Source organism: Ohtaekwangia kribbensis, assembly GCF_042676245.1.
Classification (GTDB): Bacteria; Bacteroidota; Bacteroidia; order Cytophagales; family Cyclobacteriaceae; genus Ohtaekwangia; species Ohtaekwangia kribbensis.
The window spans coordinates 918,252-944,840 of sequence record NZ_JBHTKA010000008.1 but is presented as its reverse complement, the minus strand read 5'-3'; the positions used below and the strand labels follow the sequence as shown (position 1 = coordinate 944,840).

The following is a 26,589-nucleotide window of genomic DNA, read 5'->3' as shown; positions in this document are numbered from 1 at the left end:
CCGAATTAAAATAAAAGGTATACTACTGGAAGTATAAATACAAAATCTCCCAGAATGCGGAAGCGATCGTGTATCGAAAAATGCTGATGAAATATAAATATGATCAACAGCAAAGCATTCATCAACAGAATAACAAACCCCGCTGGTGATAATGAGATAACTGAAAGAAACGTTACCACTAAAAACAACAATACTATAACTGTGCGGCTCGTTCGTTCACCTAACACAGTCGCAAAAGATATATTTCCATCGCGAAGGTCACGCTCATGATCAAACCACGAGAATAAGATAAGATTGATCAGCGCTGTGCCCAGAAAGCTCGCAATGATCACCCACGGCCACTCATGTACGGGCTGCTGCGTTACCGATACAGAAGGCAGCAGTACACCAATGGTATATACGATCGCGATAAAGACTTCTTTCATAAACTTCAGATAGCGATTAATCAGAAAATATATACCTACGATGGCAGCTATATATAGTCCTGCTACCAGAACACGATGTCGGATAAAAAGAATGATAACACCGTTGATGATCATGGCAATTACGAGCGTGAAGAGCAGTGACTTGAAATGCAGCTGGTGGAAACGGTGTCGCGCAGTTGCTGCCGGCAATTTTATTTTCAATGCATCGAGTAAATGATCGGCTGTGTAGATGATCCATACCGAAAGCCCCAACGCGATCAATCCATACGAAAGAATATGTACCTGCAGAATCTTCGCGAAGAAGAGCGCTGAACATACGGAACCCAGAGCAACATCAATGCTCAAAAGATTAAAAAGTCTATATAGTAGCTTCAGGTATTGCATCTGAACCGTTCACTAAAACTTCCTGAAATAAAAAAGTCCTCCGATTTCTCAGAGGACTTCAATGATACGAAGAATATTTTTAAGCTGACTTCAACGCTTCTGCACCACCTACGATCTCGAGGATCTCTTTGGTGATGGCTGCCTGACGCGTACGGTTGTACGAGAGCCGCAGTTGTTTCAGAAGTTCGCCTGCATTCTCAGTTGCTTTATCCATTGCCGTCATGCGGGCACCATTTTCAGCCGCGCTGGAATCCAGCAACGCCTTGAAGAATTGTACCTTCAGCGATTTAGGAATCAGACCGGTAATGATCTCCTCCTGGTTAGGAAGGTAAATATAGTCAGTCTGGTTTGTGTTGTTGTCGGTAGTCTGTGCAGGTATAATTGGCAGCAACTGCTCGGTGCGCAGAATCTGGGTTGCTACGTTTTTGAACTCGTTATATACCAACTCAACTTTATCGTACTTACCAGCTTTAAATGCTTCGATGATATAGTCCATGGCGTTGGATACATTCTCGAATGTAAGGCTGCTATAAAGTGTAGCGTAGTCTGTTACCGTCTGGAATTTTCTTTTTGTAAAGAAGTCTGTCGCCTTTCTACCTACCGGGAGAACAGTAACATTTCCTTTCGCGTGCTGCGCGCTATATTTCTCATCGATCAGACGAAGCACACCTTTGATAACCGTTGTGTTGAATGATCCGCAAAGACCGCGATCAGAACTGATCACAACGATCAATACTTTTTTCTCCTCGCGCGCTATACTATACCAGTTCTCATCGTCAGAGTTGCTTTGTGCAGCCGACAGATTTTTCAGTATTGCATTAAGCTTCTGCGCGAAGGGGCGTATCTGCGTAATTCTATCTTGTGATCTGCGCAGTTTAGCAGCCGCCACCATTTTCATGGCTTTGGTTATCTGCTGCGTAGACATTACGGAGGTTATCCGGTTCTTTACTTCTTTTAAGCTGGGCATACTTTTATGTGCGTATGTGTTGAGGTGTTGATGTGTTGAGGTTTAACGTCACCAAAACCTTTTGCTATGCTGCGAACTTGCTTGACAGATCGATTGCTACTTTCTTAATCGTATCAACGTCTGCATCTTCAAATTTACCGGCACGCAGGTTTTCAAGAACACCCCGGTAATTAGCGCGCAGTAATTCGATGAAGTCTCTTTCGAACGCTTTCACTTTACCTACTGGTACTTTATCCATGAAACCACGTGTTGAAGCGGTGATAATTGCTACCTGCTCTTCTACCGGAACCGGAGCATACTGATCCTGTTTCAGGATTTCTGTATTTCTTCTACCGCGTTCGATGGTAAGTTTTGTAGCAGCATCCAGGTCAGAACCGAATTTCGCGAAAGCTTCAAGTTCGCGGAACTGAGCCTGATCAAGTTTCAATGTACCGGCAACTTTCTTCATGGATTTGATCTGAGCAGAACCACCCACGCGTGATACCGATATACCTACGTTGATCGCAGGACGAATACCGGAGTTGAATAAGTTTGTTTCAAGGAATATCTGACCATCGGTGATGGAGATCACGTTAGTCGGGATATAGGCTGATACGTCACCAGCTTGTGTTTCGATGATAGGAAGTGCTGTTAATGAACCACCACCTTTTACCAAATGCTTGATAGAAGCAGGAAGGTCGTTCATGTTCTTCGCGATAGCATCGTTGTTGATAACTTTCGCAGCTCTCTCTAACAGACGAGAGTGAAGATAGAATACGTCACCAGGATAAGCTTCGCGTCCAGGAGGTCTTCTCAAAAGCAGAGACACTTCGCGGTAAGCAACGGCCTGCTTAGACAAATCGTCATAAACAACCAGTGCAGGACGACCGGTGTCGCGGAAGAACTCACCGATAGCAGCGCCTGTGAATGGAGCGAAGAACTGCATTGGAGCAGGATCAGAAGCTGATGCTGATACAATTACAGTATAAGGAAGTGCTCCTGCTTTTTCAAGTGCAGCAGCCACGCTCGCTACGGTAGAAGCTTTCTGTCCGATCGCTACATATATACAGTATACAGGCTGACCTTTTTCGTAAAATTCTTTTTGGTTGATGATTGTATCCAATGCCACAGCTGTTTTACCAGTCTGACGGTCACCGATGATCAACTCACGCTGGCCACGACCGATCGGAATCATCGCATCGATCGCTTTGATACCCGTTTGCAGAGGCTCATTTACCGGCTGACGGAAAATTACACCAGGAGCTTTACGTTCCAGTGGCATTTCGTACAAGTCACCTTTCAAAGGACCTTTTCCGTCTACCGGCTGACCCAACGTATCCACTACACGCCCGAGCATACCATCGCCAACTTTTACAGAAGCGATTTTACCAGTACGTTTTACAGTATCGCCTTCGCGTATACCTTTTGATTCACCCAGCAATACGGCACCTACGTTATCTTCTTCGAGGTTCAGTACAAGTGCTTTCAGTCCGGTTTCGAACTCAAGCAACTCACCTGCCTGCGCTTGTGTAAGTCCATAAATACGAGCCACACCGTCACCTACGGTAAGCACGGTTCCAACTTCTTCGAGTTGTGCATCCGTACGGGACTGAGAAAGTTGTTCGCGTAAAATCGCTGATACTTCTTCGGGTCTGATCTCTGCCATGATATCGTTAGTCGTTAAGTCGTTAGTTAGTTTATTTGTCAGGTATGTGATTTTAAAATTCCTTCACATAAGGATTCTCACTGAATTTTACTTTCAATGCTTTCAGTTTGTTTTTGATAGAAGCATCAATCTGCTTATCATCTATATTCAGCACAAAACCACCGATCATCTCCTTATCAATTTTTTCCAAAAGCTCTACCTGAGTTTTATTACTCAGATTTTTTACAAGTTGCTCAAACTCTGCTTTCAGCTTAGCATCCAGCGGTACAGCTGTTGTAATGGTAGCCTTGCGGATACCTTTATATTCGTTGTAAGCGTTATGAAATTCTTTTGCTATAGCAGGCAAAAGAGGCTCGCGGTTTTTCTTGGTAATGATATCGAAGATCGACATCGTAAGCGGATGTACTTTTCCTTTGAAGAGTTTCTCGAGTATATCTCTCTTCTTATCGTGCTTTACGATCGGGTTCTTCAGCAGAAGTTCAAATTCACGGCTGCTATCAACTGTCTTACTAAACAATTGCATATCTGCATGAACCTGATCCAACGCGTTCTGCTCCACAGCCAGGCCGAGGAGGGACTTTACATACCGGGATGCTGCCCTTGACTCTACCATGCTTAGTTAACTTTTATATCTTTCAGATAAGCTTCTACTAATTCTTTCTGTGACTTGTCGTCAGCCAGATTTTTCTTCATCAACTTCTCTGCAACTTCAAGTGAGAACATAGCAACCTGAATCTTTACTTCTTTCAGAGCAGCCTGCTTCTCGATGTTGATCGCAGCGCGGGCATCTTCTATAATTCTATCGGCAGCTTTTTTCGCTTCGAGTTGTGCTTCGTCTTTCAAACGGTTTGCAGCTTCGCGCGCTCCGTGTAGAATCTTATCGCGCTCTTCGCGTGCTTCCTTCAAAAGCTTTTCATTGTCAGACTTAAGTTGTGCCATTTCTAGGCGCGCTTTCTCTGCCGTTGACAATGCTTCCTGAATAGATGTTTCACGTTCTTTCAGTGAGCTGATGATTGGTTTCCACGCGAGTTTGCTTAAGAGGAGAAACAGACCTACAAAAACAATTAACTGCCAAATGATGAGTCCCGTGCCTGGGGTAAGAAGTTCCATATCTTTATTTAAAGTCTGATGTAGTTACATTAAAAAGAAACCTGCCCGGCCAAGCGCCTAAGACAGGTTTCTAAAGCTTTTTAGCTCTTGAACGAAATCAACAAGCAAATTACAAGCGCGAAAAGAGCGGCCACCTCGATAAGAGCGGCAATGATCAACATCGCACCTTGAATCTTACCAGAAGCTTCAGGTTGACGTGCCATACCTTCCATCGCAGAACCACCGATTTTACCGATACCGATACCAGCGCCAATCGCTGCCATACCTGCACCGATACCAGCGCCCATAATTGCATAGCTGATGTCCAATAAAAGTGCTAATAACATAATGTTAAGTATTTAAATTGTGAAACAAGCCCTTACGGCATTTACCGCACGGGATACCTTTATATATGATTAATGATGATCGTGATCTGCTATAGCCATACCGATGTACAACGATGTGAACAGCGTAAATACATAGGCCTGGATACCTGCCACCAGTAGCTCAATCAAACTAATAAACAATAGTATTAAAGAAGATCCGAAACCAACCCAGATGCTTCCGAAAATAAATGTCAAACAGATCAGACTCAACATTACAATGTGACCTGCTGTGATCGCCACAAAAAGACGTATGGTCAATGATATAGGCTTGGTAAATAAACCGAGTATCTCTACGGGAAGAATTACAAGTCTCAACGGCAGCGGAACACCGGGTGTCCAGAAAATGTGAGACCAGTATCCTTTGTTACCACTCACATTAGTGATGATGAATGTTAACGCAGCAAGTGTAACGGTTACTGCTATATTTCCGGTTAAGTTACCTGCGCCTGGCAACAGACCAAGCAGGTTTCCGAAGAGTATAAAGAAGAATAATGTAAGGAGGTACGGAAGGAATTTTTCATAGTGGTGGCCGATGTTTGGCTTCACTACTTCATCGCGTACGAAAACTATAATCGGCTCGAAGAAAGATTGTATACCGCTGGGAGCTTTACCTTGATTTTTCTTATAGCCTTTGGCTACTGCCAGGAACACCAGAATAAGAAGTGTTGCATTGATGAGCAACATCGCTACGTTCTTGGTGATAGAAAGATCAAGAACTGCTTTTTCGGTACCAGCTAACAAAATATGGTTGTGCTCCAGTTTATACCCATTGTATTCTACAACATTGTGGTGCTCATCATAAAAATGGTGAGATGAGAAAACATCCAGACCTTTTTCCGAAGAGTATACAATTACCGGCAGGTAGATTGTACCATAGTGACCATCAAACAAGTGCCAGATGTGGTCATCCAACACGTGGTGAATGATCACTTCACTCGCGTTAAATTCTTTCTGGTTTTCTGTTTGGTGTTCATCAAACTCAGGCATTGGTTCTTCCTGTGCGTTCGCGACAGAAAATAGCAGAACAAACAGTAAACTGAGTATAGAATTTCGTCTTAGAATGCAGGAGAAAACGCTCATTTTGGCTTGTTTCGGAGGCTTTTCAATTCAGACCGCAAAGGTATTAATTATACCTCCACAAAAAAATGTTTTGAAAAATATTTGGCTCTCCGTAAAGCAGTTACTGGCGCATGATTTTGCGGTAAAGAAAAACAATCTCCAGGATGGTAAAAATGAAGTAAACGATCATGAAAAACGCCACGTTTGGGGCAGCGCTGGGTCGGTCTTCCAGAATCACGAACAACATGTAAGCTCCGTACGCCAGAAATTTAACCATCATGGTAAGCAGGTACAATTGCACAAATATATCCGGCTTATCCAGTTTATAGAGGTATCGGTAAATCAAGGCGGTACCGAACACAAGAAACACAAGGGTCTGATAAAAAAAGGATGGCGTGTTTTCCAGTATTAAAATAGAAAAGCCGGCAATAACACCAGCTGTTATAAAAAGAGCAATCAGGAATCGGGTCAACGTAATAACTTCTTTATTGAAATACGAAATGAAAAATGTGTTACGTAGCTTTATTGTTTTTTAAAATTCCGCTTTATCTCCTGAAGTGCTTCGCCCAGCGCAACATCATCATCTTCCTGGTCGGCTTCCAGCAAATCGTTTTCAGCTTTACGCTGATCGATCAGATTGGTAATCGCCTGCAACAATCCGGGATCGTCAATCTGTTCGATCCGTTCTTTTAACCACTGCTTCTTTTCTTCCATATTCATAAAAATCAACAGAGAAGAAATTCATTGGTCTTTCATTACAGACCTATATATCTGGTATATCATTCCGCCAAAAGCAATGAAACCGAACAGCAGCATAAATGCAGGAAACTTCCATTGCAGATATTGATCGAGTTTGTACCCGGCCCATCCGGCTATACCTATAGCTGCAAGCAACTGAATGCCCAGGCTGCTATACTTGAGGTAATTATTATACGGTTTTAATTTCGGGTTGTGTGACGGCTCTGTTGAGTCCATTGTCAGCTCCTATTTTTATATCTTTCACCACAGCACCCATTTTGCATGAACCGTTGAAAACAGCACCAGGTTCAACCACCATCTTACCGGTTATAATATCGCCGTTGATAACGGCTGTTGCTTTTAACACAAGTAATTCTGATATCTCGATCTTTCCTTTTATCTCTCCTTCAATATCAGCATTCTGCGCAATGATGTTGCCTTGCACATGTGATTGAGGACCTAGCGCAACCTTCGATTTCGATTTGATATTACCAGTTACTTTTCCTTCAATGCGAATGTTTCCGTATGTCTCAATGTTGCCCTCCAGGTAGGTGCCTTTACCGATGGTATTGCTTGAGTTACTGATCTCATCGGCTGCGCGTTTTTGTTCTTTAGAAGTTAGCATGATGTTCTGGTTTTTTTAAAAAGTTACAAATTCTTCAGGATTCAATGAGTTTCCGTTGTACCACAATTCAAAATGAAGATGTGGGCCGTTGGTGAGCTCACCGCTGTTGCCAACTATGGAGATAATCTCTCCACCATTTACAAAAGTACCAACTTTTTTCATGAGTTGTGCATTGTGTTTATAGGCGGAGATCAGGTTGCCCCGGTGTTGTATCATAATAACATAGCCTGAATCTTGTGTCCACGATGAAAAGATAACCGTTCCATCGGCTATACATTTTACCGGCTCGTTGGCTTTGGCAACTACATCAACACCCATGTGTCCTTTGCTTGCATCATATGGATCGGAAACAAATCCGGATAACGGAGAATAAAAAAATGTTTCCTGCAGATCGCGATATTTTACGTTGGCCAGAGTGATGAGCGAGAGATCAGACTTTTCAAATTCTTTTCGGAAGGATGAATCCGAAGCTGTTGCATTCAGGTCGGTTGGTTTGGTTAGTGTCTGACCTTCTCCTTTCAACATTTCAGCCGGGTCTTTAAAATTACTGGTGTCGCCACTGAGTACTCGTTGAAAGTTTGCAATGAACTGTTCTTTCTGTTCTATTTCTATTGCGAGCGAATCTACTTTATTACTCAGATCCAGTAGCTGTTGGTTGAGTACCATCTGTTCGTGCTTCGGGTCAAACCATTTGGCCAGAATTGTTTTCGACAGAAACAAACTCATCACAAAGAGACCGGTGAATAAAATCACCGAAAAAAGAATAACTTTCGAATAGGTAAAGCCCAGACTGGTTTTCTCTGCGAAGTTCTCTTCGTTCCTGATAATCAGTTGATATCGGGTAGTAAGCCAATTCGATAATGTTTTCTTTGGTTTCATTCAGTAATGAAATTGATTTTCTTTTTTTTGCACAAAATTAGATATTCCAGTCCATTAAAATATGGAATGTCAGTTTTTTGCGTTTTACCATCACAAATTGCAGTTGATTGAATATCCTGAACCGATACCTCTTCATTTTCATTACACTTGTCCTGCTGTATAGCTGTTCATCGGAAAGAAATACGTGGACCAGTAAAGCCTATCATAATACAACAGCACATTACAACGGATATTTTTATGCACGTGAAGAGATTGAAAAAATAGATAAAACACTCTGGTCAAATCTGAAAGATGATTACAACCGGATTCTTCGCCTGTACCCGGCTCTCGACTCCAGTCAAGCCAAGAGTTACGACAAGGAAGTTCAGGAGGCAATCAAGATGGCTTCGATCGCCATTCAACGACACCCCAACAGTAAATGGGTTGATGACAATTATATACTGGTGGGTCGTGCGAGATTCTATAGTCTTGACTGGGGCAACGCTATTGAGACATTCAAATATGTAAACAATCCGAAGCTCACGAAAGATAAAGATGCGAGACATCGCTCGTTAATATTTCTGATCCGTACGTTTGTTGAACATAAAGAGTATAACAACGCTCAGGCTGCGATTGATTATGTACAGAAAGAAGAGCTGAACAAAGAGAATCGTAAGAACCTGTTATTACAAAAAGCATACTTTCACCAGGAGCAAGGTGATTATGATAACATGGTGCGTAGCCTCACGGAGGCAGTACCTCTGCTAAAGAAAAGAGACAAACCCGGACGAATATATTTTATCATCGGCCAGGTATACCAGAAGTTAGGCTTTGAAGCAGAAGCCTATAATTACTACAAGAAATGCCTGGCGACAAATCCTGAATACGAAGTGGATTTCTATGCCCGGCTATATTTAGCACAGGTAACCGAAATATCACGAAGCAAAAATGTTGCAGCAGCGCGCAAGTCGTTTAAGAAGTTGCTGAAGGATAGCAAGAATAAAGATTTCAAAGACAAGATATACTATGAGATGGGGATCTTTGAGTTGAAGCAGAAAAATCTCAATGATGCCATTGTTAATCTGAATCGCTCGGTCCGCGAAGGCAGCAACAAACGCATTGATGGCGAAGCGTATCTGCGCTTAGGCGAAATATACTATGACACGCTGCGCAAGTATGAGCTCTCGCAAGCGTACTACGATAGTGCTATACGTTCGTTACCTACAGACTACGAAGGTTACACGCAGATAAAAGCGCGCGCTGAAATTCTCAACGAGTTTGTTAAGCATCTCAATACAATCAAGTGGCAGGATAGTTTACTGGCGATGGCTTCGCTGGATTCTGCACAACTTCGTGCACGGATAGATTCTGCTTACCAGGCAAAAAAAGCCGCTGACGAAAAGAGAGCCGGCAAGAAAAAGAAAAGATCCAATCGCATCGAGATCGACTCCAACGACAACAACAATATATTCGCTCGTACTGATGAAGAAGGAAATATATCGCAGGAAGAAGAGGAGACAACCGGCTGGTATTTTGGAAATACATCAGCCTTGTCGTTAGGTCAAACAGAATTCAAACGTATCTGGGGCGATGTACCGTTAGAAGATAACTGGAGGCGATCTTTACGCTCGTCTGCTACGGCAGCCAGCAACCGAAATCAAACCTTACAACCAGATGATCCGAATCAAGGTCAACCAACAGAAGCTCCGGCCGAGCCGGCAGATCCGGTTGCTGCCGAATATGATCGCGTCAGCAAACAGATTCCAAGAACCGATGAGCAAAAGAAAGAAGCTCTTGGTAAAATAGAGAATGCATATTTCAACCTGGGCGACATCTATTACTTCAAACTTCTTGAGAATGATAATGCTGTTGCATCGTATACAACATTGTTGAAGCGCTTTCCGGAATCAGAGTATGAACCTGAGGTACTATATAAATTGTATCTGATCTTTAAAGATACCGATCCATCAAAAGCAGAAACGTATGCTTCACGGTTAAAACAAAAATATCCAGAGTCTACATTTGCCAAAATTCTCATCAATCCGAATTATCTGCAGGAGTCGAGTCTTGCTGTTGAAAAACAAAAGACACTCTATAAAACTGCCTATACTCATTTTGAAAATAAAGAATACAGGGCAGCCGTGCGCGTGATTGATGAAGCACTGTTGCTCGGAGAAACTTCGTTTGTGCCCAACCTGGCGTTGCTCAAAGTTCTGATCATTGGTGATACAGAAGATATAAATCAATATCAGTTTGCATTGGATGAGTTCAGCAAAAAATATCCGGAGAGCAGTCTTGCCGAGTATGCCAAAAAACTTTTACAAGCGTCCAAAGACTTTCAACTGTCGCAGGAGAAACGTCAGGGCATTCAGTATATCCGCTCTTTTGAAGAACCTCACTATTTCGTAATGGTGTACAGGAAGGAAGAAAAGATATTTGCATCGGCTGCACTGGAAAGATTGAACGAGCAGTCCTTCCGGGATCTGCGCCTGAAGACCAGCAACCTGGTGTTTAACGATGACTATACGCTTACGCTTGTAGACGGACTTCCCCGTGTAAGTTCAGCGATCGAATACTTTCAGACATTCAACGAGAAGCGCAGTACACTTGCTGAACTGCGGAACCATAAATTCTATACCTTTGTAATCACGAAAGACAATTTCGATATTTTTTATAGAACAAAAGGTTTAGATGAGTACATCCAATTCTTCGAAAAAAATTACCCTGCAGAAAATCAATAAAGTTCTGCTCATCCGGAAGCCGTGGTTTAGAAAAGTTGTTAAAGGAATCTGGATATTTTTCCTCTGCATCATTCTCGGATTCCCGCTATATGTATGGTCCGTAAGTAACGATCTGTTTGGATTGTTTGGAGGAATGCCGAGCCTCAAGGCCATCGAAAATCCGGAGAATGATTTGTCGTCAGAACTCGTCTCTGCAGATGGTGTTTCGCTCGGTCGTTACTTTCGTTTCAACCGCAGCCAGGTAACATACGATCAGCTCTCTCCGCTTTTAGTAAAAACGCTTGTACTCTCGGAAGACCATCGTTTCTATGATCACTCCGGTCTTGATTTCTGGGCGTACCCGCGTGTACTCTGGGGTGTGATGACATTCAATAGTCAGGGCGGTGGTAGCACCATTACACAACAGCTCGCCAAGAACTTATATACTCTTGAACTTGATGGCCCGGTTGCCCGACTCGGAAAACTTCCGCGAAGGATCATACAGAAAACAAAAGAGTGGGCCATCTCGCACCAGCTCGAGAAGAACTATACGAAAGAAGAAATCATTACCATGTATCTTAACACCATCGAGTTCAGCAGCAACGCGTATGGTATAAAAGTAGCATGCGAAACATATTTCAATAAACAACCGGATAGCCTCAATATACAGGAGGCTGCAGTTATTGTAGGCATGTGTCAAAACCCATCACTCTACAATCCGCAACGCTTCCCGGAGAATGCATTGCGCAAGAGAAACCAGGTATTGTATAAACTATACGATCATAATTTCATCTCACGCAATGCTTACGACTCATTGAAAGCATTACCAATTGAATTAAAGTTTGCTGTACAAAATCAGAATCAGGGTATAGCTACGTATTTCCGAAATGTATTAAGGAGCGAACTCCTGACATGGTGTAAGGACAACGGATATGACTTGTGGGAATCTGGTCTTAAAATATATACTACCATTGACAGCCGCATGCAACGTTATGCTGAAGAAGCTGTAGCTGAACACATGTCTGGTCTGCAAAAGCAATTTGACCGCGAATGGAAACAACGAAATCGTAATCCGTGGGTTGATGATAACACCGGAGGTGAAATCAAAAACTTCCTTCAGAAAAAGATCAAGCGTACAGGCACGTATAAAAGTCTTGTAGAGCGATACGGTGCAGACTCTGACTCAATCGATATCATGCTCAACAAGAAAAAGCCCATGACTATATTTACCTGGAAGGGCGAGCGTGATACACTGTTCAGTTCGATGGATTCTCTCAATTACTACAATCGCTTTTTGCAAACTGGTGCGATGGCGATGGACCCCAAGACCGGAGCTATAAAAGCATGGGTGGGTGGTATTAATCACAAGTACTTCAAGTACGATCACGTGCGTCAGGGTACACGTCAGCCAGGCTCTACGTTCAAGCCCTTTGTATATGGAACAGCCATCGAAGCCGGTTATTCACCTTGCTTAAAACTGCTGGATATATCCCCCACTATAAAAGTATCAGGGGGTACATGGAGACCGAAGAACTCGGAAGGTGATTATGGCACTGGTGAAGAAATGACCATACGCCAGGCCATGGCGCGTTCTATAAATTCGATCACAGCTCAGATGATTGATCGCGTTAAGCCAGAGAATGTTGTTGACTATGCGAAACGTTTGGGTATAACCAGTCCGTTGGAAGCAGTGCCATCACTTTGCCTCGGTACAAGTGATGTATCACTTTATGAAATGGTAGCAGCATACTGCAGCTTTGTAAATCTGGGTATATATATAGAACCTTATTATATCACACGTATTGAAGATAAGAATGGCAATGTAATTGCGAACTTTGTTCCGAAAACGCGCCAGGCTATGGATGAACGCACGGCGTATAAAATGATATATATGCTCGAGGGTGGTGTAACAGACGAGCAAGGTACATCCAGAGGGCTAAGCTATGATCTTAAAGTTGATAATGAGATTGGTGGTAAAACAGGAACAACCAATAAAGCATCCGATGGTTGGTTCATGGGGATAACGCATAATCTTGTTACTGGTGTATGGGTTGGTGGTGATGAACGCAGTATACACTTCCCATCGTGGAACTTCGGACAAGGTTCTAAATCTGCACGTCCTATATGGGATAAATTTATGACGAAAGTATATCGTGATAAAAGTACAGGTTACGGTAAGGGCTATTTCAGACGTCCGGCTACCGGCCTTGACATGACATTGGATTGTAGTCAACACATTCGGTTATCCTCTGATTCAACGGTTGAGGTGAAGGATGAACCAGCATGGGACAGACCACGTTACTAACGCTATGGATGAAATCAGAGAAGCGGTAAGTAGATTGCCAGAATCCCCTGGTGTATACCGCTTCTATAATACAGAAGACGAACTCATTTATGTTGGGAAAGCCAAGAGCATCAAGAAGCGCGTAAGCAGTTACTTCTCGAAAAGCACGGGCGTTAACCGAAAAACCCTCAAGCTTGTATCCGAAATAAGACGCATCGACTATACTGTATCCAATACAGAGTTCGATGCGCTGTTATTAGAGAACAATTTCATTAAACAAAATCAACCCAAGTACAACATCCTGCTGAAGGATGACAAGACGTTCCCTTATATCTGCATTCTAAAGGAACGTTTCCCGCGCATTATATATACCCGTAAATATATACCGCAGCAAGGCGAGTACTTCGGTCCCTACTCCAGCGTTGTGGCCATGAAGAACGTACTGGATCTTGTTCGAAAGCTATATACGATACGTACCTGTAACCTGTTGTTAAGCGAGGCGAACATTGAGCAGAAGAAACTCAAAGTATGTCTCGAGTATCACATTGGCAATTGCAAAGGACCTTGTGAAGGATATCAGTCTGAACAATTATACCAGGATGAAATTGATCAGGCCAGGAATATACTGAAGGGAAACATCAGTATAGTATATCAATACTTTACCGATCAGATGAAGCGTGCTGCTACTAACATGGAATTTGAGCGCGCACAGCTTTACAAGGAAAAACTGGATACACTGGAGCGCTTCCAGATCAAGTCACTCGTTGTAAACCGTGATCTGACCGACATCGATGTATTTACCATTGCCAGCATTGAAGCGTATGCATACGTAAACTATATGCAGATTAAAGAAGGCTCTATCGTTTTCTCCAAGACGATAGAACTTAAAAAGAAACTTGATGAACCAGACGATGAATTACTCAGTATAGCTGCAGTTGAATTACGTGAGCAAACGCATAGTCCTAACAAAGTTATACTTAGCAATATACCCATCATCGTAATTGAAGATGGCGTTGAAAATGTTATACCCAAAATTGGCGACAAGAAAAAACTCATTGCACTGTCGCTGAAGAATGCACTTGAACTCAAGAAGGAGAAAGAAATTCTTCGTGAGGGTAAGAAATCAAAACAGAAAGAAGTACTCATTACGTTGCAAAACGACATGAAGCTTCCTTCCCTTCCTTCGGTTATTGAATGTTTCGATAACTCTAACTTTCAAGGTACAACACCAGTAGCATCCATGGTCCGCTTTGTTGATGCGAAAGCTGACAAGAAAGGATATCGTCACTTCAACATCAAGACCGTAGAAGGTCCTAACGATTTTGCTTCCATGAAAGAAATTGTTGGCCGCAGGTATAAACGTATTCTCGAAGAAGGAGAAAAACTTCCGGACCTCATACTTGTCGATGGTGGTAAAGGACAGCTGAGCAGTGCTTGTGAAGCATTGAAAGAGTTAGGTGTATATGGTAAAGTTCCTATAGCTGGTATCGCGAAAAAACTCGAAGAGATATACTATCCAGAAGATCCGCTCCCACTACACATCAGCAAGAAATCACAAGGGTTATTATTGCTTCAACAGATTCGTGATGAAGCTCATCGTTTTGCTATTACCTTTCACCGCCAGAAGCGAAGCAAGAAAACATTTACTTCAGAACTCGAAGGATTGGAAGGCATTGGTAAAAAGACAACCGAGAAGTTGCTTCAACATTTCAAGTCTGTCAAGAAGATCAAGGAAGCACCGCTTGAAGAGATCGCGAAGATTGCCGGCATGAAGAAAGCCGAACTTATCAAGGGGCAAGAAACTATTAAAGGGCAGGAAAATATACAGGCCTAAAAAAGAAAAGGAGGCTCTCACCTCCCTTTCCAATATCAAAAGCAAAATTAAAACTCCCAGAGATTGTGCTCTTTTTCCATGAGCATCATTTCCGTCCACTCGCGAGCCCAAACGCCCTCACGATATGGTCTTCCGTTTGCACGATACGTATCATCGATCGTTTCGTCATCCGGATTCTGAACTTTATAGATCGAACCATGGAATAATCTCAGCAAGAATGCATCTGCAAAGTTTTTGTTCTGTGCAGTGTTTTGCCAGTTAAACCAAACAGCTTTCGGAATGTTATTTCTGAAAAGCTTCTCAAGATCTTTATACTTGAACCAGCCTAATGATACATCTATACCAGTGTTGGTTTTAGCACCTGGAATGATGATCTCCATCGCCTGGATATCATAGTATAGTCTTGATCTTCTTCTGTCGAAGATAATATCCTCCACCATGTGAACAGTACTCATATCAGCAATCTGATATTCGATACCGCTACCTTGTGAAGTTGCAGACCAGTCTTCGTCTGAATTTTCTGAACCTGGTGTTACACCCTTGTTATCACGAAGGGCTCTGTAATTTTTGCCATTGTATGATACGAGATCATCTGTATAAAAATCACGACCTGGCTCCCATGGATCATATTGTTGAGCCTGCTCAGCAACCAAACGTCCTAAGAAATCCTCTTTGGAAATTTTAGTTGTCAACGAATCGGATGCATATATATCTGTGATCTCACCTGACTTCACACCGTCAGAGATCAATCTGCTCAACTCTCCGTTCTTCGCGAAGAAGCCTTTGTTCTGCTTTTCTTTCAGATCTAAGCTTCTCCATACGCGCACTTTATAGTGCTGCTCATATAAAGGGATCGGATTAAGGGAGTTCGGGTTGTACTGAACTTCCAAGTCCTGCACCTCTTGTGCTTGCGCCACAAAACAGACGGCAGAAAGTGCTGCAAAAAATACTATCTTCTTCATAACAATTTTTTAATTCACAGGAATCATAATGATACCGCTGGAACCTTTAGGAGTAACTTTCTCTTCGTCATCCTTATATGTTCTGCGAATCACATCTTTGATATCGATCACAATACGATCGCCCGGGCGAGCCTGGCTGATCCAGGAACGTAAATCAGGGTTTTCGTTTGTTGCATTCAAGCGTTGTACACCGGCTGTTCCACGACCAAGAATAATCTCAGCACGTTTAATTCTGTAGCGAGCATCTTTCGGTACCTCTTCTTTGAAGTTAGTTTCAGGCTCAGCAACAATTCTAAGATTACCTAATTGGTTAGCGCGGATACCTTGTCTTAAATCAACAGGATTGTTTCCTACATACGCTATATACTTAGGATCTGGAACGTTCTTAACATCAAACGCCTGGTTACCGATTGCTGCACCACCGTTGCTAACAGCCACAGTAATTTTTCTTTGCTTCGGAATGATGGTTACGCGACCAGGCTTATCACCTTTAATGATCTCAGCTGCGCCACCTGCAGAGAAAGAAGGATTGTAGTTTGTACCTAATGCTGGTACTTCAATGTTTACGGTGTTACCGCAGTTCATATAAAGTGTAGGAGCATTACCTGTTGTTACACGAATTACAGGCTGAGCAACCATGTACTGAATCTCCTGCTCGTAAGGCGTACCATCAATTACAATTTTCGCTTTGAAAGATTGCTTTGAGTAACCTTGAGGATCGTAGCTTCCACCTTTAGCAGTGAATTTTACTTTACCCATCTTAATACCGCCTTCGTCTACAACCTGAAGTTTAGATCCGTTGTAAAACATTTCCGGAACAAGACCAGAAGCTGAAGCAGATATAAACATATCCGCAGTATACTCAGCACCAGCAGCTACGATACTTGACTTTGGTAATACCATCGGTACAAGTTTATCGAACTTAACCTGTCCTACGTTTGCCTTCTTAGAAAGCTCATCCAATGCAAGCGCTTCGTACTCAAGGATCTCAGTTTGTATCTGAGTTACTGATGCATAAGCTGCTACCGGAGGTGTATTCTCAAAAGTAAAAGTCAAGAAGTCCTTGTTTGCATGCTTTTCATCATTAGCAAAAGCAGGTATATCTTTAGGAGTCTTTGCCAGCGTAGCAAATTTCTTCCCGCTTAACGTTTCCAGTTGTTTTGTATAATCATTCAGGCGCTTCACAAATTCTGTTCCTACACCTGTTTTCTTATCCATCATCATGGTAGCCACTTCAGAGCTGTGGTTGTTGATAAACTTTTCGTCTATCTCAGGTGAGCCCGCTTTCTTTTTCATTTCATCCTTAACGGTCTCAACATATTTTACGATCTCTTCGGTAAGCTGTCTTACTTTTTTTGCATTCGCTACTGCCTCTAATACGTTTGGTTTATCGCTAGTACCGGCATCCTTTACGATCTGAGTAAGATGAGCGTTGTTTTTACCACTGCTCTCATGAATAAGTCCTTCAAGGGTTCCGTTGATTATAGCGAATTTCTCCAAAACTGCATTACTAACCTGCAGCGCCAGAAGTGCGGTAAGTACCAAGTACATCATACCGATCATCTTCTGCCTGGGGGTTTCTTTTCCGCCTGCCATTGTTGGTTGTTTTTAATATTTAACGTTAGAAACCTTCATTCATTATGCTTTTCCGCCACCTTTCATGGCTGTCAGCATGCTGCCGTAAACAGTATTCAGGGCAGTCAAGTTATCGGTGAGCTTACCAAGTTCAGAAGTGAATTTAGCTGTATTATCACCAACTTTAGAAAGTCCGTTCATAGCACCTGTCAGACTTTCGTAGAACTTGTTCATGTTCTTAACATGGCTATCAGCATCCTTCAATTCCATTTCATATACTGTGTTCAGTGCAGAAAGATTCTTTGTTACTTTCTGTACTTGTGAGTGATACTCACCAGCATCTTTTGAAGCTTCTGACATGCTTGATACAGCTTTGATTGCTACATCGTAAGATTTGTTCATCTCCAACAATTGAGTTGAAGCTTTCTTCACGTTGTTAGCATAGTCATTTGTAGCAACTGCTGCATCAGAAAGGTTTGACATTTTCTTAGCAGACTCAGCAAGGTTAGTTAAACCTTTACCAAGGCTATCTAAAAGTTCAGGACCAATCTTAGCTTTTTCCAAAGAAGCATCTAATTGTTGTGTTAAAGATGCTGTTGGTTTGTTTGATATTCTTGTCGGAGCTGCTGGAGCTTCGTAATCTTCTGAAAGTTCAGGATATACTTTTGACCAATCTGGCTCTTGGTGAGGCGGCTCAAAAGCACTAAGAAAGAAGATGACAGCTTCTGTTGTAAGACCGATCATCAGCATTTGGTCAGCACCTGTTAAGTGAAGGATCTTGAATAACGCACCGATAATTACTACTGCTGCACCTATACCGTATATTTTAGGCATTATGGTTTTGTAGAGAAGCTCGGTAAATCCGCCTTTTTTCTTGCTCATTTTAGTAATGGTTTAAGTTTTTGCCTTTTGATATTATTAAAGATAGATAGAGTTTCTTATTTAAAATTCCTGACCTGACGAGCGACCGAGGTGAGTCATAGCACATCTGAAACCTATGTAAGCTCGTGTAGAATCTTTGAATTCGTATGTACGTGTACCTGTTTCGAGGTAGTAAGCAACATCTTTCCAGGAACCACCACGTACTACTTTCTTCGGTGGAACTTTAGGATTGTATTGTGATCCTTCAGGGTTCGTTCTTGGATCTATATACTGAGGGTTCAAATCCCAGACAGTAGGAACTGATGCAGGGTTGAAATCATCAAGGCACCACTCTGATACGTTACCGGCCATATCATACAGACCGTAGTCGTTCGGGAAGTAAGCCTGAACAGGTGATGTATAGGCAAAACCGTCATCGTAGAAGTTACCACGACCTGGCTTAAAGTTAGCCAGCATACAACCTTTTGAATTACGGATGTACGGGTTACCCCAAGGATATTTCGCCATGTCGCGACCACCACGTGCTGCGTATTCCCACTCTGCTTCTGAAGGCAGACGGAACGCTGGCATTTGGAAATCACCAACACTTTTTCTGTAGTCATTGAGATAAGCTGTTCTCCATTTTCCGAAGAATACGGCAGCATCCCAGTTTACACCTACAACCGGATAGTCATCGTATCCCGGGTGCCAGTAATAGTAGTCCTGAATTGGATCTCCCATGTGGTGCGCAAAATCACGAACCCATGAAGCAGTATCCGGATAATACTTTTGGCGGAAAGTTTCAGCATCAACAGTTTCAAAGCCTTCTATAGTCCCGTTATCAACGAGGAAGAAGTTAGTGAACTGACGATACTCGTTGTTGGTTATCTCAGTGTCATCCATGAAGAATGAACCGATTGTAACCTGCTTGTTGAAGTTGATTTGTGTAGATGCAGGGTCTTCATCTGCCTGACCCATGTGGAAAGTACCTGCAGGAATTGGCACCATTCCATAGGGAATAGTCATTACCCAACCTTCGCGGCCTGGAACACCAACCAGTTCGCCCTGGTCATTTCCGCCACCTTTTCCACCTCCTAAGCCCAGCAAGCCGCAAGCACTGGCTACTGCGCCCGAAAGTACTAACACTACTTTTGAAAGAACCGATTTATTCATACTGCTATCTCAGTTTGTCTACACTAAAAAAATTTGGGGACGAAAGTTACTTTTTATTCGCTTTATTTTTTGAAGAAAGTAAATACAAATTCCATAAATTCTTAAAAATACTGAAATCAAATGTCGCTTAGTGTCTATACCTAGGGGTTCGAACGACTTTTTTACCGCTGCCCGGATTCACTGGTAAATCATAGCTCAACATAACTTCAAGTGAAAAATTTTCCTTGGCATCGCGGTCCTTAATAATAAAGTCAACAGCGGTTCCAAGTTTCAACGACTTATCCTTCAGCAAAGCATATCCCAACAACAAACTTCCGGCTTCACCTTGTCTGAACGCTAATCCTCCCCACATCGTATCCTTTAAATATGCTATACCTGCAAAATCCAGTTGAGTCTTATTTAAATCAGTACGAACTGCTGTGCTGAACTGTACGCGCAGGTCAAAACTTACTTCGTAAAAATATCCTCCGGTAAAATTGATATGGTTCTCTAATGCTCCTCTTACGCTATCGGCACCAAAATCAAATTGAGAACGCAGCAAGTGATTGAATCCTACACCTGCATAATATTTCTCTGCCCTATAAAATATACCTAAGCCTAAGTCTGGTCGTACCTGTGATTCTTTGCCTGTTGTAATCAACGGATCGCCATCATCTATATACCGGTAATACTGCCCATTAACAGATTGAGAATATATTCCGGCTTTGATACCAATACTAAGTTTGGTTTCCTTGATACCTAAGTGATAGGCATACATGGCCTGCGCTTCGAGGTTGTTCTGCGGACCAAGTTTGTCGTTCATTACATACGCACCAAAACCGCTTCGCAGGCGATATATAGGTGTGTTGAAACTTACCATTTGTGTTGTAGGAGCTCCGCCATCACCAAAGCTGGATTGGTATCCGAGCCATTGGCTTCTGTGAATCGCTGTTAAGCGAGTAACTCCATCAACACCGGCATACGCTGGCGTCATGTACAGGTTGTTGAACATGTACTGTGTGAATAGGGCATCTTGCTGAGCGAAAACACCTGATCCAGTCAGTGCCAACAGGAGGGTATAAAAAGTCTTTTTCAGCATCGAGGTTAAAAAGTAGATTTAAAGTAAGCGCTTTTTTACGACACTATCAACAAATGTAATTAAAGTGTAATAAAAAATGTGACTTTGTAATATTCAATGAATGAAGCAGTTATTTACTCAAGTCAGTGTCTGTTACGCCACAATTAATTGTTCCTGAATATAAACAATTGAACGCGTGAGTACTAACCGTTCAGTCGACAATATTTCTCTACTTAATGCCATTAGCCTTCTTAATATAGAGCTCGAGAGCCCCCGTCATAGAAGGTGCGTTGGGAAGCGGTGCCTCGATGTCAAGCAGGAGACCTGCATCCCTGACAGCCTTGGCCGTTGTAGGACCAAACGCTGCAATGCGCGTGTTATTTTGCTTAAATTCAGGGAAATTGACGAACAGCGAGTTAATACCGGAAGGACTAAAGAAAGCGAGTATATCATAGAACACTTCCTTGAGATCAGAAAGATCTGCAGCAACGGTGTGATAAATGATCGCCTCAGTATGATTGTAGCCTCCATCTCTGAGAAAATCAGGGATGTCGTTCTTACGAATATCCGAACAAGGGAAGAGATATTTCTCGTTCTTGTGTTTCTTCAGAATCTCAAGAAGATCCTGCGCGGTTTTTAAACCTGTAAAAATTTTACGCTTACGTATAACGATATACTTCTGAAGGTAATTGGAAGTCTGCTCCGAGATACAGAAGTACTTCATCTCCGGAGGCATCTCCAATTTCAATTCCTGACAGATATGAAAGAAATGATCAACCGCATTGCGGCTTGTAAAAATAATGGCGGTGTGATTGAGTATATCAATCTTCTGCTTGCGGAACTCCTTTACCGGCACTGGCTCAACCTGAATGAACGGACGGAAGTCGATCTTCAGGTTATATTTTTCAGCGAGCTTTAAGTATGGAGAGTTAGCATCTGCCGGAGCTTCTTGGGTTACCAGAATGCTTTTCACTTTGCGCATTCTGTCAGTAGCAATTTCACTCATATCAACACGTAGACGAATTCAGGCTAATTGTACAATACCTTAAGTGTAATCAGAAAGGGTATCAATTCTGTAGCACAAATGTACGAAAATAAATGAAAAACAGATCGTCCCATTCGGGTACTTAGTTTCAATGCAATCAAGATCATCCAACCTGCCAGCACCCACGCCAACAGTTGAAGCAATGTGGTGAAGAAATTTACCTGCTGACCGTGCATGATAAAGTAAACTGACAACACAATGGTTAATGCTCCGAAGAATATCAACACTACACGTACCCAGTTAAAAAAATGAATGCTTGCCAGCTCGCCTGAACCAAACATGGCCGTAAGACCATAGATCAATATAATCTTCAAAAAGAATGCAGCCAGTACTATACCGCTTAATTTAAACCACTGAAGCATGGCCATACCAAAGCTTTGCGAGTGAAATGAATATGCTATAGGGTGATGCTGCGGCACGAAATGAAAAATGATCATCAGGTAGTACGATAGCATCAGGCTGCAGAAAATATAAAACAGAATATTGGTACTGCTGGTGATGCGTGAGTATACCTGTGCTTCATCAGATTCACGCAGGAAAAATATTTTCGTAATAGAAAAATAATCTGACGCGAGCTTCGGGTTAAGTCGAACAATGGTGATCAGCATAATCACCAGGATCATAAAACTGACAATGGCAAAGTCGCGGAAAGATGATGATCGTGCCTCAAAGTCTATTTCACCTTTTTGCGTCAGCGGCATGGATGATTTGATCTGCGTTACCAATGTTTTTGAAATACCAGCCTTCTGATGAATGGCACACGTGATAACTGCTGATGAAAAAACTTTTCGAAGACTATCTATTTTTAGGGTGAGGTGTTGTGTGCTGGCAACAAACTTTCCGTTTATAAAAAGACTGAAGGTTTCTGTATCGTGCAGATACAACAGATCCTTGCTGAATTCTGCAAGTCTGATTTGAAAGTAAACAGACGATGCTTCTTCGTCAGCTTCTGTATATAAACTGTATTGATCGTCTTGATAAATTTTCCAATCTGACTTCAGATCTTTTTTTACGATCAGCTTTTGCGCATAACACAATTGTGTGCCACACGCCAACAGCAAGATCAGAAAGATGTACTGGTTTATCTTCATAGATAACAAAGCTTCAAAAATATTAGAATTGGACTGATATCGGAAATGCTGGTAAGTTTACATCACTTTATGGCAGGAATTTACTTACATATTCCTTTTTGTAAGCAGGCTTGTTACTACTGCGATTTTCATTTTTCCACCAATCTCACAACAAAACGTGAGCTGGTGGAAGCTATTGCGCGCGAGCTCATCCTTCAAAAAGACTACGTAAATGGAGAGCGTATCAATACCATTTATTTTGGTGGCGGCACTCCTTCGCTGCTTACTGAAGAAGAACTGGATTTGTTATTCGATACAATACACGAAAACTTTTCCGTGAGTGATGCTGCCGAAATTACACTCGAAGCAAATCCGGATGACCTTTCACTATCACGGTTGAGGCAACTGCAAAGTCAGGGCGTGAATCGTCTCAGTATCGGCATACAGTCTTTTGATGATAAAGTGCTCCAGTTTTTAAATCGCGCACACAACAGTCAGTCTGCGACAGTATGCGTTGAGGAAGCGCGTAATGCCGGCTTTCAAAACATTAGTATAGATCTGATCTATGCGATTCCCGGGCAAGACGATGATGCCTGGAAACAAAATATCGCACAGGCTATACGTCTTTCTCCAGAGCATATTTCGTCATACTCGCTTACCATTGAAGACAAAACTGTTTTTGGAAGATGGGCTGCAACCGGAAAACTGAAAGTTACCGAGGACGATGTTGCTGCGTCACAACTTGAGACACTGGTAACATTGCTTGGAGATGCAGGTTTTGAACAATACGAAGTATCGAATTTTGCACGACCAGGTTTTGAGTCCAGACACAACAGCAGTTATTGGAAACAGGAAAGATATTTAGGCGTGGGGCCGAGCGCGCATTCGTATAATCAAAGCAGTCGCCAGTATAACATCAGCAATAACGCAGCGTATGTTCGAGGCATGCAGCAGAATATTATTCCGTTTACACTGGAGAGTTTAACACGCGAAGACAAGATCAACGACTTTCTGCTCACAACCCTGCGGACACAATGGGGCACTGATCTGAAAAAACTTCAACAGCTTTATCAATATGATTTGCTGGCCGATCATGAGCAGTACATAAAATCTTTATGCGAACAAAAATTTGCGCTGCTGCAAAATGATACGTTGCTGCTAACGAAAAGCGGGAAATTGCTCGCTGATAAAATTGCTTCGGATTTATTTATGCTTCGGTAACCGGATCGCCTTTCAAGCTCTGCGATAGTTTCGTATTTTTCGAATTCCTGCAACCCAAAAAAATGAAATCCCCTGAAGAAAAGAAGGTGTTTATGCTTCTGAAGTCTGTGATCTTTCACTATCACGGACTGGATGAAGAAGAGAAGAATGATCTTGATAAAACTGCCGATGAACTGGACGCTCACAACGAATACGCCTGGGCACTTGATTTCATTGCACAAGACTATATAACAGCGTTCGATCGCGCCCGCGATTACCTGAACGACATCATTGGCGATTACTCGAAAGAAAAACGCATCGAGTTAATCAACATGGTATGGCAGGCCAATAATCTGAAAGGCTACGTTACTGAAATGGAAGCCACCGCGATGCTAAAACTCGCCAAAGACTGGAACGTACAAAAAGAATTAATCGACCTCGTACTAACGTAGCCCCTACACGCTGTGTGCATTTCAACCTAAGCACATAGGCACATCTAGAGGCTCATCATATCCTTAAACTTGGCTGCCTGCCTGCGACTCACTTCAACTTTATCACCACCGCGAAGCTTCACCATAAGACCTCCATTAAACCATGGCTCAATGCCTTCTACCCAACTCAGGTTAACAATATGCTTGCGGCTTGCGCGGAAGAAGGCACGCTCATCCAGTTTCTCATCAAGCGCGTTGAGTGATTTGTGAATCATCGGACGGTTTGCATCGAAATATACTTTGATATAGTTACCGTCTGATTCGAATAAGCGAACATTGGAAAGACTCACGAACCAACAGCGATCGCCATCCTTTACAAACACCTGATCATTGAGACCTAATTTCTTCTCAGGTCCACGAATAGCAGCAACCTTGGCTCTTTCTTTCTCTGCAAGTTTGGATACGGTCTCAGCAAGACGCTCCGGTTGTATAGGTTTTAAGAGATAGTCCAGTGCATTTACTTCGAAAGCTTTCAACGCAAACTCATCGTACGCAGTAGTAAACACTACCAGGGGTACACCATCAAGTTCTTCCAGCAATTGAAATCCTGTTTTGCCTGGCATCTGTATATCCAGGAATAATAAATCCGGATTGAGGTCATTAACCAACTGCATCGCTTCATCAGCGTTAGCAGCTTCCCCAACTACTTCAATCATCGGGTGGTCTTCCAGTAATTTCATTAATTCTTTACGAGCCAGGCGCTCATCATCCACGATTAATGCTCTCATAAGTGATCTGTTGAGGAATTATAATTTCAGTAAGTACAAAATTATCGTTTTCGTTTACAATACGGAAAGAGGCTTCATCACCATAAATCAGTTTCAACCGTTGTATGGTGTTCTTCAGACCCAGTCCGGTTTTCGTTCGCTTCGCGCCATTCACCAGGTGGCCAGTGTTACGAATATGGATCTTCATACGCTCGTTGTCAACATATGTTTTCACCTGTATCATTCCACCTTTGGTTAACTTGGAGATGCCGTGTTTGATTCCATTCTCCACCAATGTCTGGATCATAAGTGGCGGCACGAGAAATCCATAGGATAACGGATGAATATCAAATTCCGTCTTGAGGCGTTCTTCAAAACGTATACTTTCCAGGCCAAGATAGTCTTTTACAATTCGCAGCTCATCATCAAATTTTGTCAAGCCTTTTTTATCAGACGCAAGACTGTTTCGTAAGATGTTTGAAAGCTGATTGATTGCCTGTTTTGATTTGGATGGATTTTCATCTACCAAAGCACGTATACTATTCAACGCGTTAAAAATAAAATGCGGGTTGAGCTGCGACTTCAGATTATTCAACTCGATCTCAATCATAGAGGCTTCGTACTTCAGTGATTTATTATAGCGATCGAAGTAATGGTAAATGAAGTAGAAGAGCGCCCAAAGGAAAAACAGAATGGTATAAAAAAATGATTGTCCTAAAATCTGCGAGGGGTCAAACGCTATAATCGGATCGAACAATCTTCCGAGGAGCAGATTTACCGGTATCCGCAGAAAATATACTATAATACCCATTACAAAAACGGCCATGAGTACACTCGGTATAAGTTTAGGCATCGGGAAGTATAGCCACTTCCAGCGGATCAGAAAGCTTCGGAAGAAATGAGATACCAGCAGGCACAATATAGCCTCCGCCAGCAGGAATATAATACGCCTTGGTGCAACACCGCCAACGGTTGCCAGGAAGCTCGAAACGATCTGAATGAACGCATATAGCATCCACCCGCCAATCTGCAAGCTCCAATATAGCCTATACTTGTTAACCACGGTATCCACAATTCAAAAGTACAGAAATAGCGGCCTTCTGGTTCAGGATTTATGTGGATGGCTGCTGCGCATTACCGAAATTTAAATTGAAGCACATATAAGAACACCAGCGCTGTAATAATCATAAGCGTCCAGGTAATAATAACGATCGGTTTCTTATAGGCTGCCAGCCGTGGTTCTGCTGCCAGCGAGTTGAACATAAACGAAAGCGCTGCCAACAGGTAAAGCGAAGCTTCCAGGTAATCGCGCTGGTATAGCTGGTAAAAACCTACTAGCAGAAATATTCCACCAAAAAGATATTGCCGGGTGTTTGCATTCATACAAAAAATGATCGGGCCATACCGATCTGTAACATGATATAGGTACTCTAA

27 protein-coding genes and 1 pseudogene are annotated in these 26,589 nt (G+C 42.4%); 7 read left to right on the top strand and 21 right to left on the bottom strand.

Translation table 11 applies throughout. The features are described 5' to 3' along the window. Nucleotides 1-5: 5 nt before the first annotated feature. From ACFQ21_RS25060 to atpB, 7 genes are all read right to left on the bottom strand, one after another. Complete coding sequence (locus ACFQ21_RS25060; protein ID WP_377583979.1) at nucleotides 6-809, bottom strand: UbiA family prenyltransferase; 804 nt, start codon at nucleotides 807-809, stop codon at nucleotides 6-8. A 79-nt stretch (nucleotides 810-888) separates the two neighbouring features. Continuing rightward, nucleotides 889-1,776 (bottom strand): ATP synthase F1 subunit gamma, encoded by an 888-nt coding sequence (gene atpG / locus ACFQ21_RS25055; protein ID WP_377583977.1) that lies wholly within the window; start codon nucleotides 1,774-1,776, stop codon nucleotides 889-891. Nucleotides 1,777-1,840: 64 nt separating this feature from the next. Beyond that, a complete protein-coding gene (atpA, locus tag ACFQ21_RS25050) occupies nucleotides 1,841-3,421 on the bottom strand; it encodes a F0F1 ATP synthase subunit alpha (protein WP_377583975.1) in 1,581 nt (526 codons plus the stop codon). Nucleotides 3,422-3,473: 52 nt separating this feature from the next. Further along, the gene (gene atpH / locus ACFQ21_RS25045; RefSeq protein ID WP_377583972.1) at nucleotides 3,474-4,034 is read right to left on the bottom strand and encodes an ATP synthase F1 subunit delta; all 561 of its coding nucleotides are present in this window, start codon (nucleotides 4,032-4,034) and stop codon (nucleotides 3,474-3,476) included. A 2-nt stretch (nucleotides 4,035-4,036) separates the two neighbouring features. Beyond that, on the bottom strand, nucleotides 4,037-4,531 hold the full coding sequence (gene atpF / locus ACFQ21_RS25040) for a F0F1 ATP synthase subunit B (RefSeq protein ID WP_377583970.1): 495 nt from the start codon (nucleotides 4,529-4,531) through the stop codon (nucleotides 4,037-4,039). Nucleotides 4,532-4,611: 80 nt separating this feature from the next. Continuing rightward, nucleotides 4,612-4,857, bottom strand: a complete 246-nt coding sequence (atpE, locus tag ACFQ21_RS25035) for an ATP synthase F0 subunit C (RefSeq protein WP_377583967.1) — start codon at nucleotides 4,855-4,857, stop codon at nucleotides 4,612-4,614. Between the two features lie 69 nt (nucleotides 4,858-4,926). After that, on the bottom strand, nucleotides 4,927-5,976 hold the full coding sequence (gene atpB / locus ACFQ21_RS25030) for a F0F1 ATP synthase subunit A (protein ID WP_377583964.1): 1,050 nt from the start codon (nucleotides 5,974-5,976) through the stop codon (nucleotides 4,927-4,929). Nucleotides 5,977-6,046: 70 nt separating this feature from the next. On the opposite strand from atpB, the gene ACFQ21_RS25025 reads away from it, so the two are divergent. After that, entirely contained in the window at nucleotides 6,047-6,367 is a 321-nt protein-coding gene (locus tag ACFQ21_RS25025; protein WP_377583962.1) for a hypothetical protein, read from the top strand. A 110-nt stretch (nucleotides 6,368-6,477) separates the two neighbouring features. Here the strand turns inward: ACFQ21_RS25025 and ACFQ21_RS25020 are convergent, their stop codons facing one another. Continuing rightward, nucleotides 6,478-6,669, bottom strand: coding sequence for a hypothetical protein (locus ACFQ21_RS25020; protein WP_377583960.1), 192 nt, complete (start codon nucleotides 6,667-6,669; stop codon nucleotides 6,478-6,480). A gap of 27 nt (nucleotides 6,670-6,696) precedes the next feature. Then, the gene (locus tag ACFQ21_RS25015; protein WP_377583957.1) at nucleotides 6,697-6,930 is read right to left on the bottom strand and encodes an AtpZ/AtpI family protein; all 234 of its coding nucleotides are present in this window, start codon (nucleotides 6,928-6,930) and stop codon (nucleotides 6,697-6,699) included. Between ACFQ21_RS25015 and ACFQ21_RS25010 the strand changes: the two genes are divergently transcribed. Then, on the top strand, nucleotides 6,905-6,979 hold the full coding sequence (locus ACFQ21_RS25010; RefSeq protein ID WP_377584070.1) for a hypothetical protein: 75 nt from the start codon (nucleotides 6,905-6,907) through the stop codon (nucleotides 6,977-6,979). The two genes, ACFQ21_RS25015 and ACFQ21_RS25010, sit on opposite strands and share 26 nt — an antisense overlap. A 3-nt stretch (nucleotides 6,980-6,982) precedes the next feature. Here the strand turns inward: ACFQ21_RS25010 and ACFQ21_RS25005 are convergent. Continuing rightward, nucleotides 6,983-7,318: pseudogene (locus ACFQ21_RS25005) on the bottom strand (bactofilin family protein); the annotation flags it as partial. Between the two features lie 15 nt (nucleotides 7,319-7,333). Next, nucleotides 7,334-8,197 carry a M23 family metallopeptidase gene (locus ACFQ21_RS25000; protein WP_377583955.1) on the bottom strand — a complete coding sequence of 288 codons (864 nt, stop codon included), beginning with the start codon at nucleotides 8,195-8,197 and terminating at the stop codon, nucleotides 7,334-7,336. Between the two features lie 107 nt (nucleotides 8,198-8,304). On the opposite strand from ACFQ21_RS25000, the gene porW reads away from it, so the two are divergent. Genes porW through uvrC form a run of 3 tightly spaced genes read left to right on the top strand, consistent with a single transcriptional unit; the run spans nucleotide 8,305 to nucleotide 15,014 of the window. Beyond that, complete coding sequence (porW, locus tag ACFQ21_RS24995; RefSeq protein ID WP_377583952.1) at nucleotides 8,305-10,917, top strand: type IX secretion system periplasmic lipoprotein PorW/SprE; 2,613 nt, start codon at nucleotides 8,305-8,307, stop codon at nucleotides 10,915-10,917. Then, on the top strand, nucleotides 10,868-13,201 hold the full coding sequence (locus tag ACFQ21_RS24990) for a transglycosylase domain-containing protein (protein ID WP_377583949.1): 2,334 nt from the start codon (nucleotides 10,868-10,870) through the stop codon (nucleotides 13,199-13,201). The genes porW and ACFQ21_RS24990 overlap by 50 nt, the downstream gene beginning before the upstream one ends. Before the next feature lie 4 nt (nucleotides 13,202-13,205). Continuing rightward, nucleotides 13,206-15,014: an excinuclease ABC subunit UvrC gene (gene uvrC, locus ACFQ21_RS24985; RefSeq protein WP_377583946.1), complete on the top strand. Its 1,809-nt coding sequence runs from the start codon at nucleotides 13,206-13,208 to the stop codon at nucleotides 15,012-15,014. A gap of 47 nt (nucleotides 15,015-15,061) precedes the next feature. Here uvrC and porN read toward each other — a convergent pair whose 3' ends face one another. The 7 genes from porN to ACFQ21_RS24950 all read right to left on the bottom strand — a co-directional run bounded on the left by porN (nucleotide 15,062) and on the right by ACFQ21_RS24950 (nucleotide 22,778). Further along, nucleotides 15,062-15,976, bottom strand: a complete 915-nt coding sequence (gene porN / locus ACFQ21_RS24980) for a type IX secretion system ring subunit PorN/GldN (protein ID WP_377583944.1) — start codon at nucleotides 15,974-15,976, stop codon at nucleotides 15,062-15,064. A gap of 9 nt (nucleotides 15,977-15,985) precedes the next feature. After that, complete coding sequence (gene porM, locus ACFQ21_RS24975) at nucleotides 15,986-17,572, bottom strand: type IX secretion system motor protein PorM/GldM (RefSeq protein ID WP_377583942.1); 1,587 nt, start codon at nucleotides 17,570-17,572, stop codon at nucleotides 15,986-15,988. 42 nt (nucleotides 17,573-17,614) lie between these two features. Continuing rightward, nucleotides 17,615-18,433, bottom strand: a complete 819-nt coding sequence (gene porL, locus ACFQ21_RS24970) for a type IX secretion system motor protein PorL/GldL (protein ID WP_377583940.1) — start codon at nucleotides 18,431-18,433, stop codon at nucleotides 17,615-17,617. Nucleotides 18,434-18,493: 60 nt separating this feature from the next. Next, nucleotides 18,494-19,585 (bottom strand): T9SS ring complex lipoprotein PorK/GldK, encoded by a 1,092-nt coding sequence (porK, locus tag ACFQ21_RS24965; RefSeq protein ID WP_377583938.1) that lies wholly within the window; start codon nucleotides 19,583-19,585, stop codon nucleotides 18,494-18,496. A 127-nt stretch (nucleotides 19,586-19,712) separates the two neighbouring features. Beyond that, nucleotides 19,713-20,663 carry a PorP/SprF family type IX secretion system membrane protein gene (locus ACFQ21_RS24960; protein WP_377583936.1) on the bottom strand — a complete coding sequence of 317 codons (951 nt, stop codon included), beginning with the start codon at nucleotides 20,661-20,663 and terminating at the stop codon, nucleotides 19,713-19,715. A gap of 208 nt (nucleotides 20,664-20,871) precedes the next feature. Then, complete coding sequence (locus ACFQ21_RS24955; protein WP_377583934.1) at nucleotides 20,872-21,648, bottom strand: uroporphyrinogen-III synthase; 777 nt, start codon at nucleotides 21,646-21,648, stop codon at nucleotides 20,872-20,874. Nucleotides 21,649-21,671: 23 nt separating this feature from the next. Next, the gene (locus ACFQ21_RS24950; protein ID WP_377583932.1) at nucleotides 21,672-22,778 is read right to left on the bottom strand and encodes a DUF4271 domain-containing protein; all 1,107 of its coding nucleotides are present in this window, start codon (nucleotides 22,776-22,778) and stop codon (nucleotides 21,672-21,674) included. A 69-nt stretch (nucleotides 22,779-22,847) separates the two neighbouring features. Here ACFQ21_RS24950 and hemW point away from each other — a divergent pair, with 69 nt between their 5' ends. Together hemW and ACFQ21_RS24940 are read left to right on the top strand one after the other, a co-directional pair. After that, nucleotides 22,848-23,978, top strand: a complete 1,131-nt coding sequence (gene hemW / locus ACFQ21_RS24945) for a radical SAM family heme chaperone HemW (protein ID WP_377583930.1) — start codon at nucleotides 22,848-22,850, stop codon at nucleotides 23,976-23,978. Between the two features lie 62 nt (nucleotides 23,979-24,040). Then, a complete protein-coding gene (locus ACFQ21_RS24940; RefSeq protein ID WP_377583928.1) occupies nucleotides 24,041-24,409 on the top strand; it encodes a hypothetical protein in 369 nt (122 codons plus the stop codon). A gap of 44 nt (nucleotides 24,410-24,453) precedes the next feature. On the opposite strand, the gene ACFQ21_RS24935 is transcribed toward ACFQ21_RS24940, so the two are convergent. From ACFQ21_RS24935 to ACFQ21_RS24925, 3 genes are all read right to left on the bottom strand, one after another. Next, entirely contained in the window at nucleotides 24,454-25,176 is a 723-nt protein-coding gene (locus tag ACFQ21_RS24935; protein ID WP_377583926.1) for a LytR/AlgR family response regulator transcription factor, read from the bottom strand. Then, nucleotides 25,154-26,227, bottom strand: coding sequence for a sensor histidine kinase (locus tag ACFQ21_RS24930; protein WP_377583923.1), 1,074 nt, complete (start codon nucleotides 26,225-26,227; stop codon nucleotides 25,154-25,156). Before ACFQ21_RS24930 ends, ACFQ21_RS24935 begins: the two co-directional genes overlap by 23 nt. Nucleotides 26,228-26,289: 62 nt before the next feature. Further along, complete coding sequence (locus ACFQ21_RS24925; protein ID WP_377583921.1) at nucleotides 26,290-26,538, bottom strand: hypothetical protein; 249 nt, start codon at nucleotides 26,536-26,538, stop codon at nucleotides 26,290-26,292. Nucleotides 26,539-26,589 lie beyond the last annotated feature (51 nt).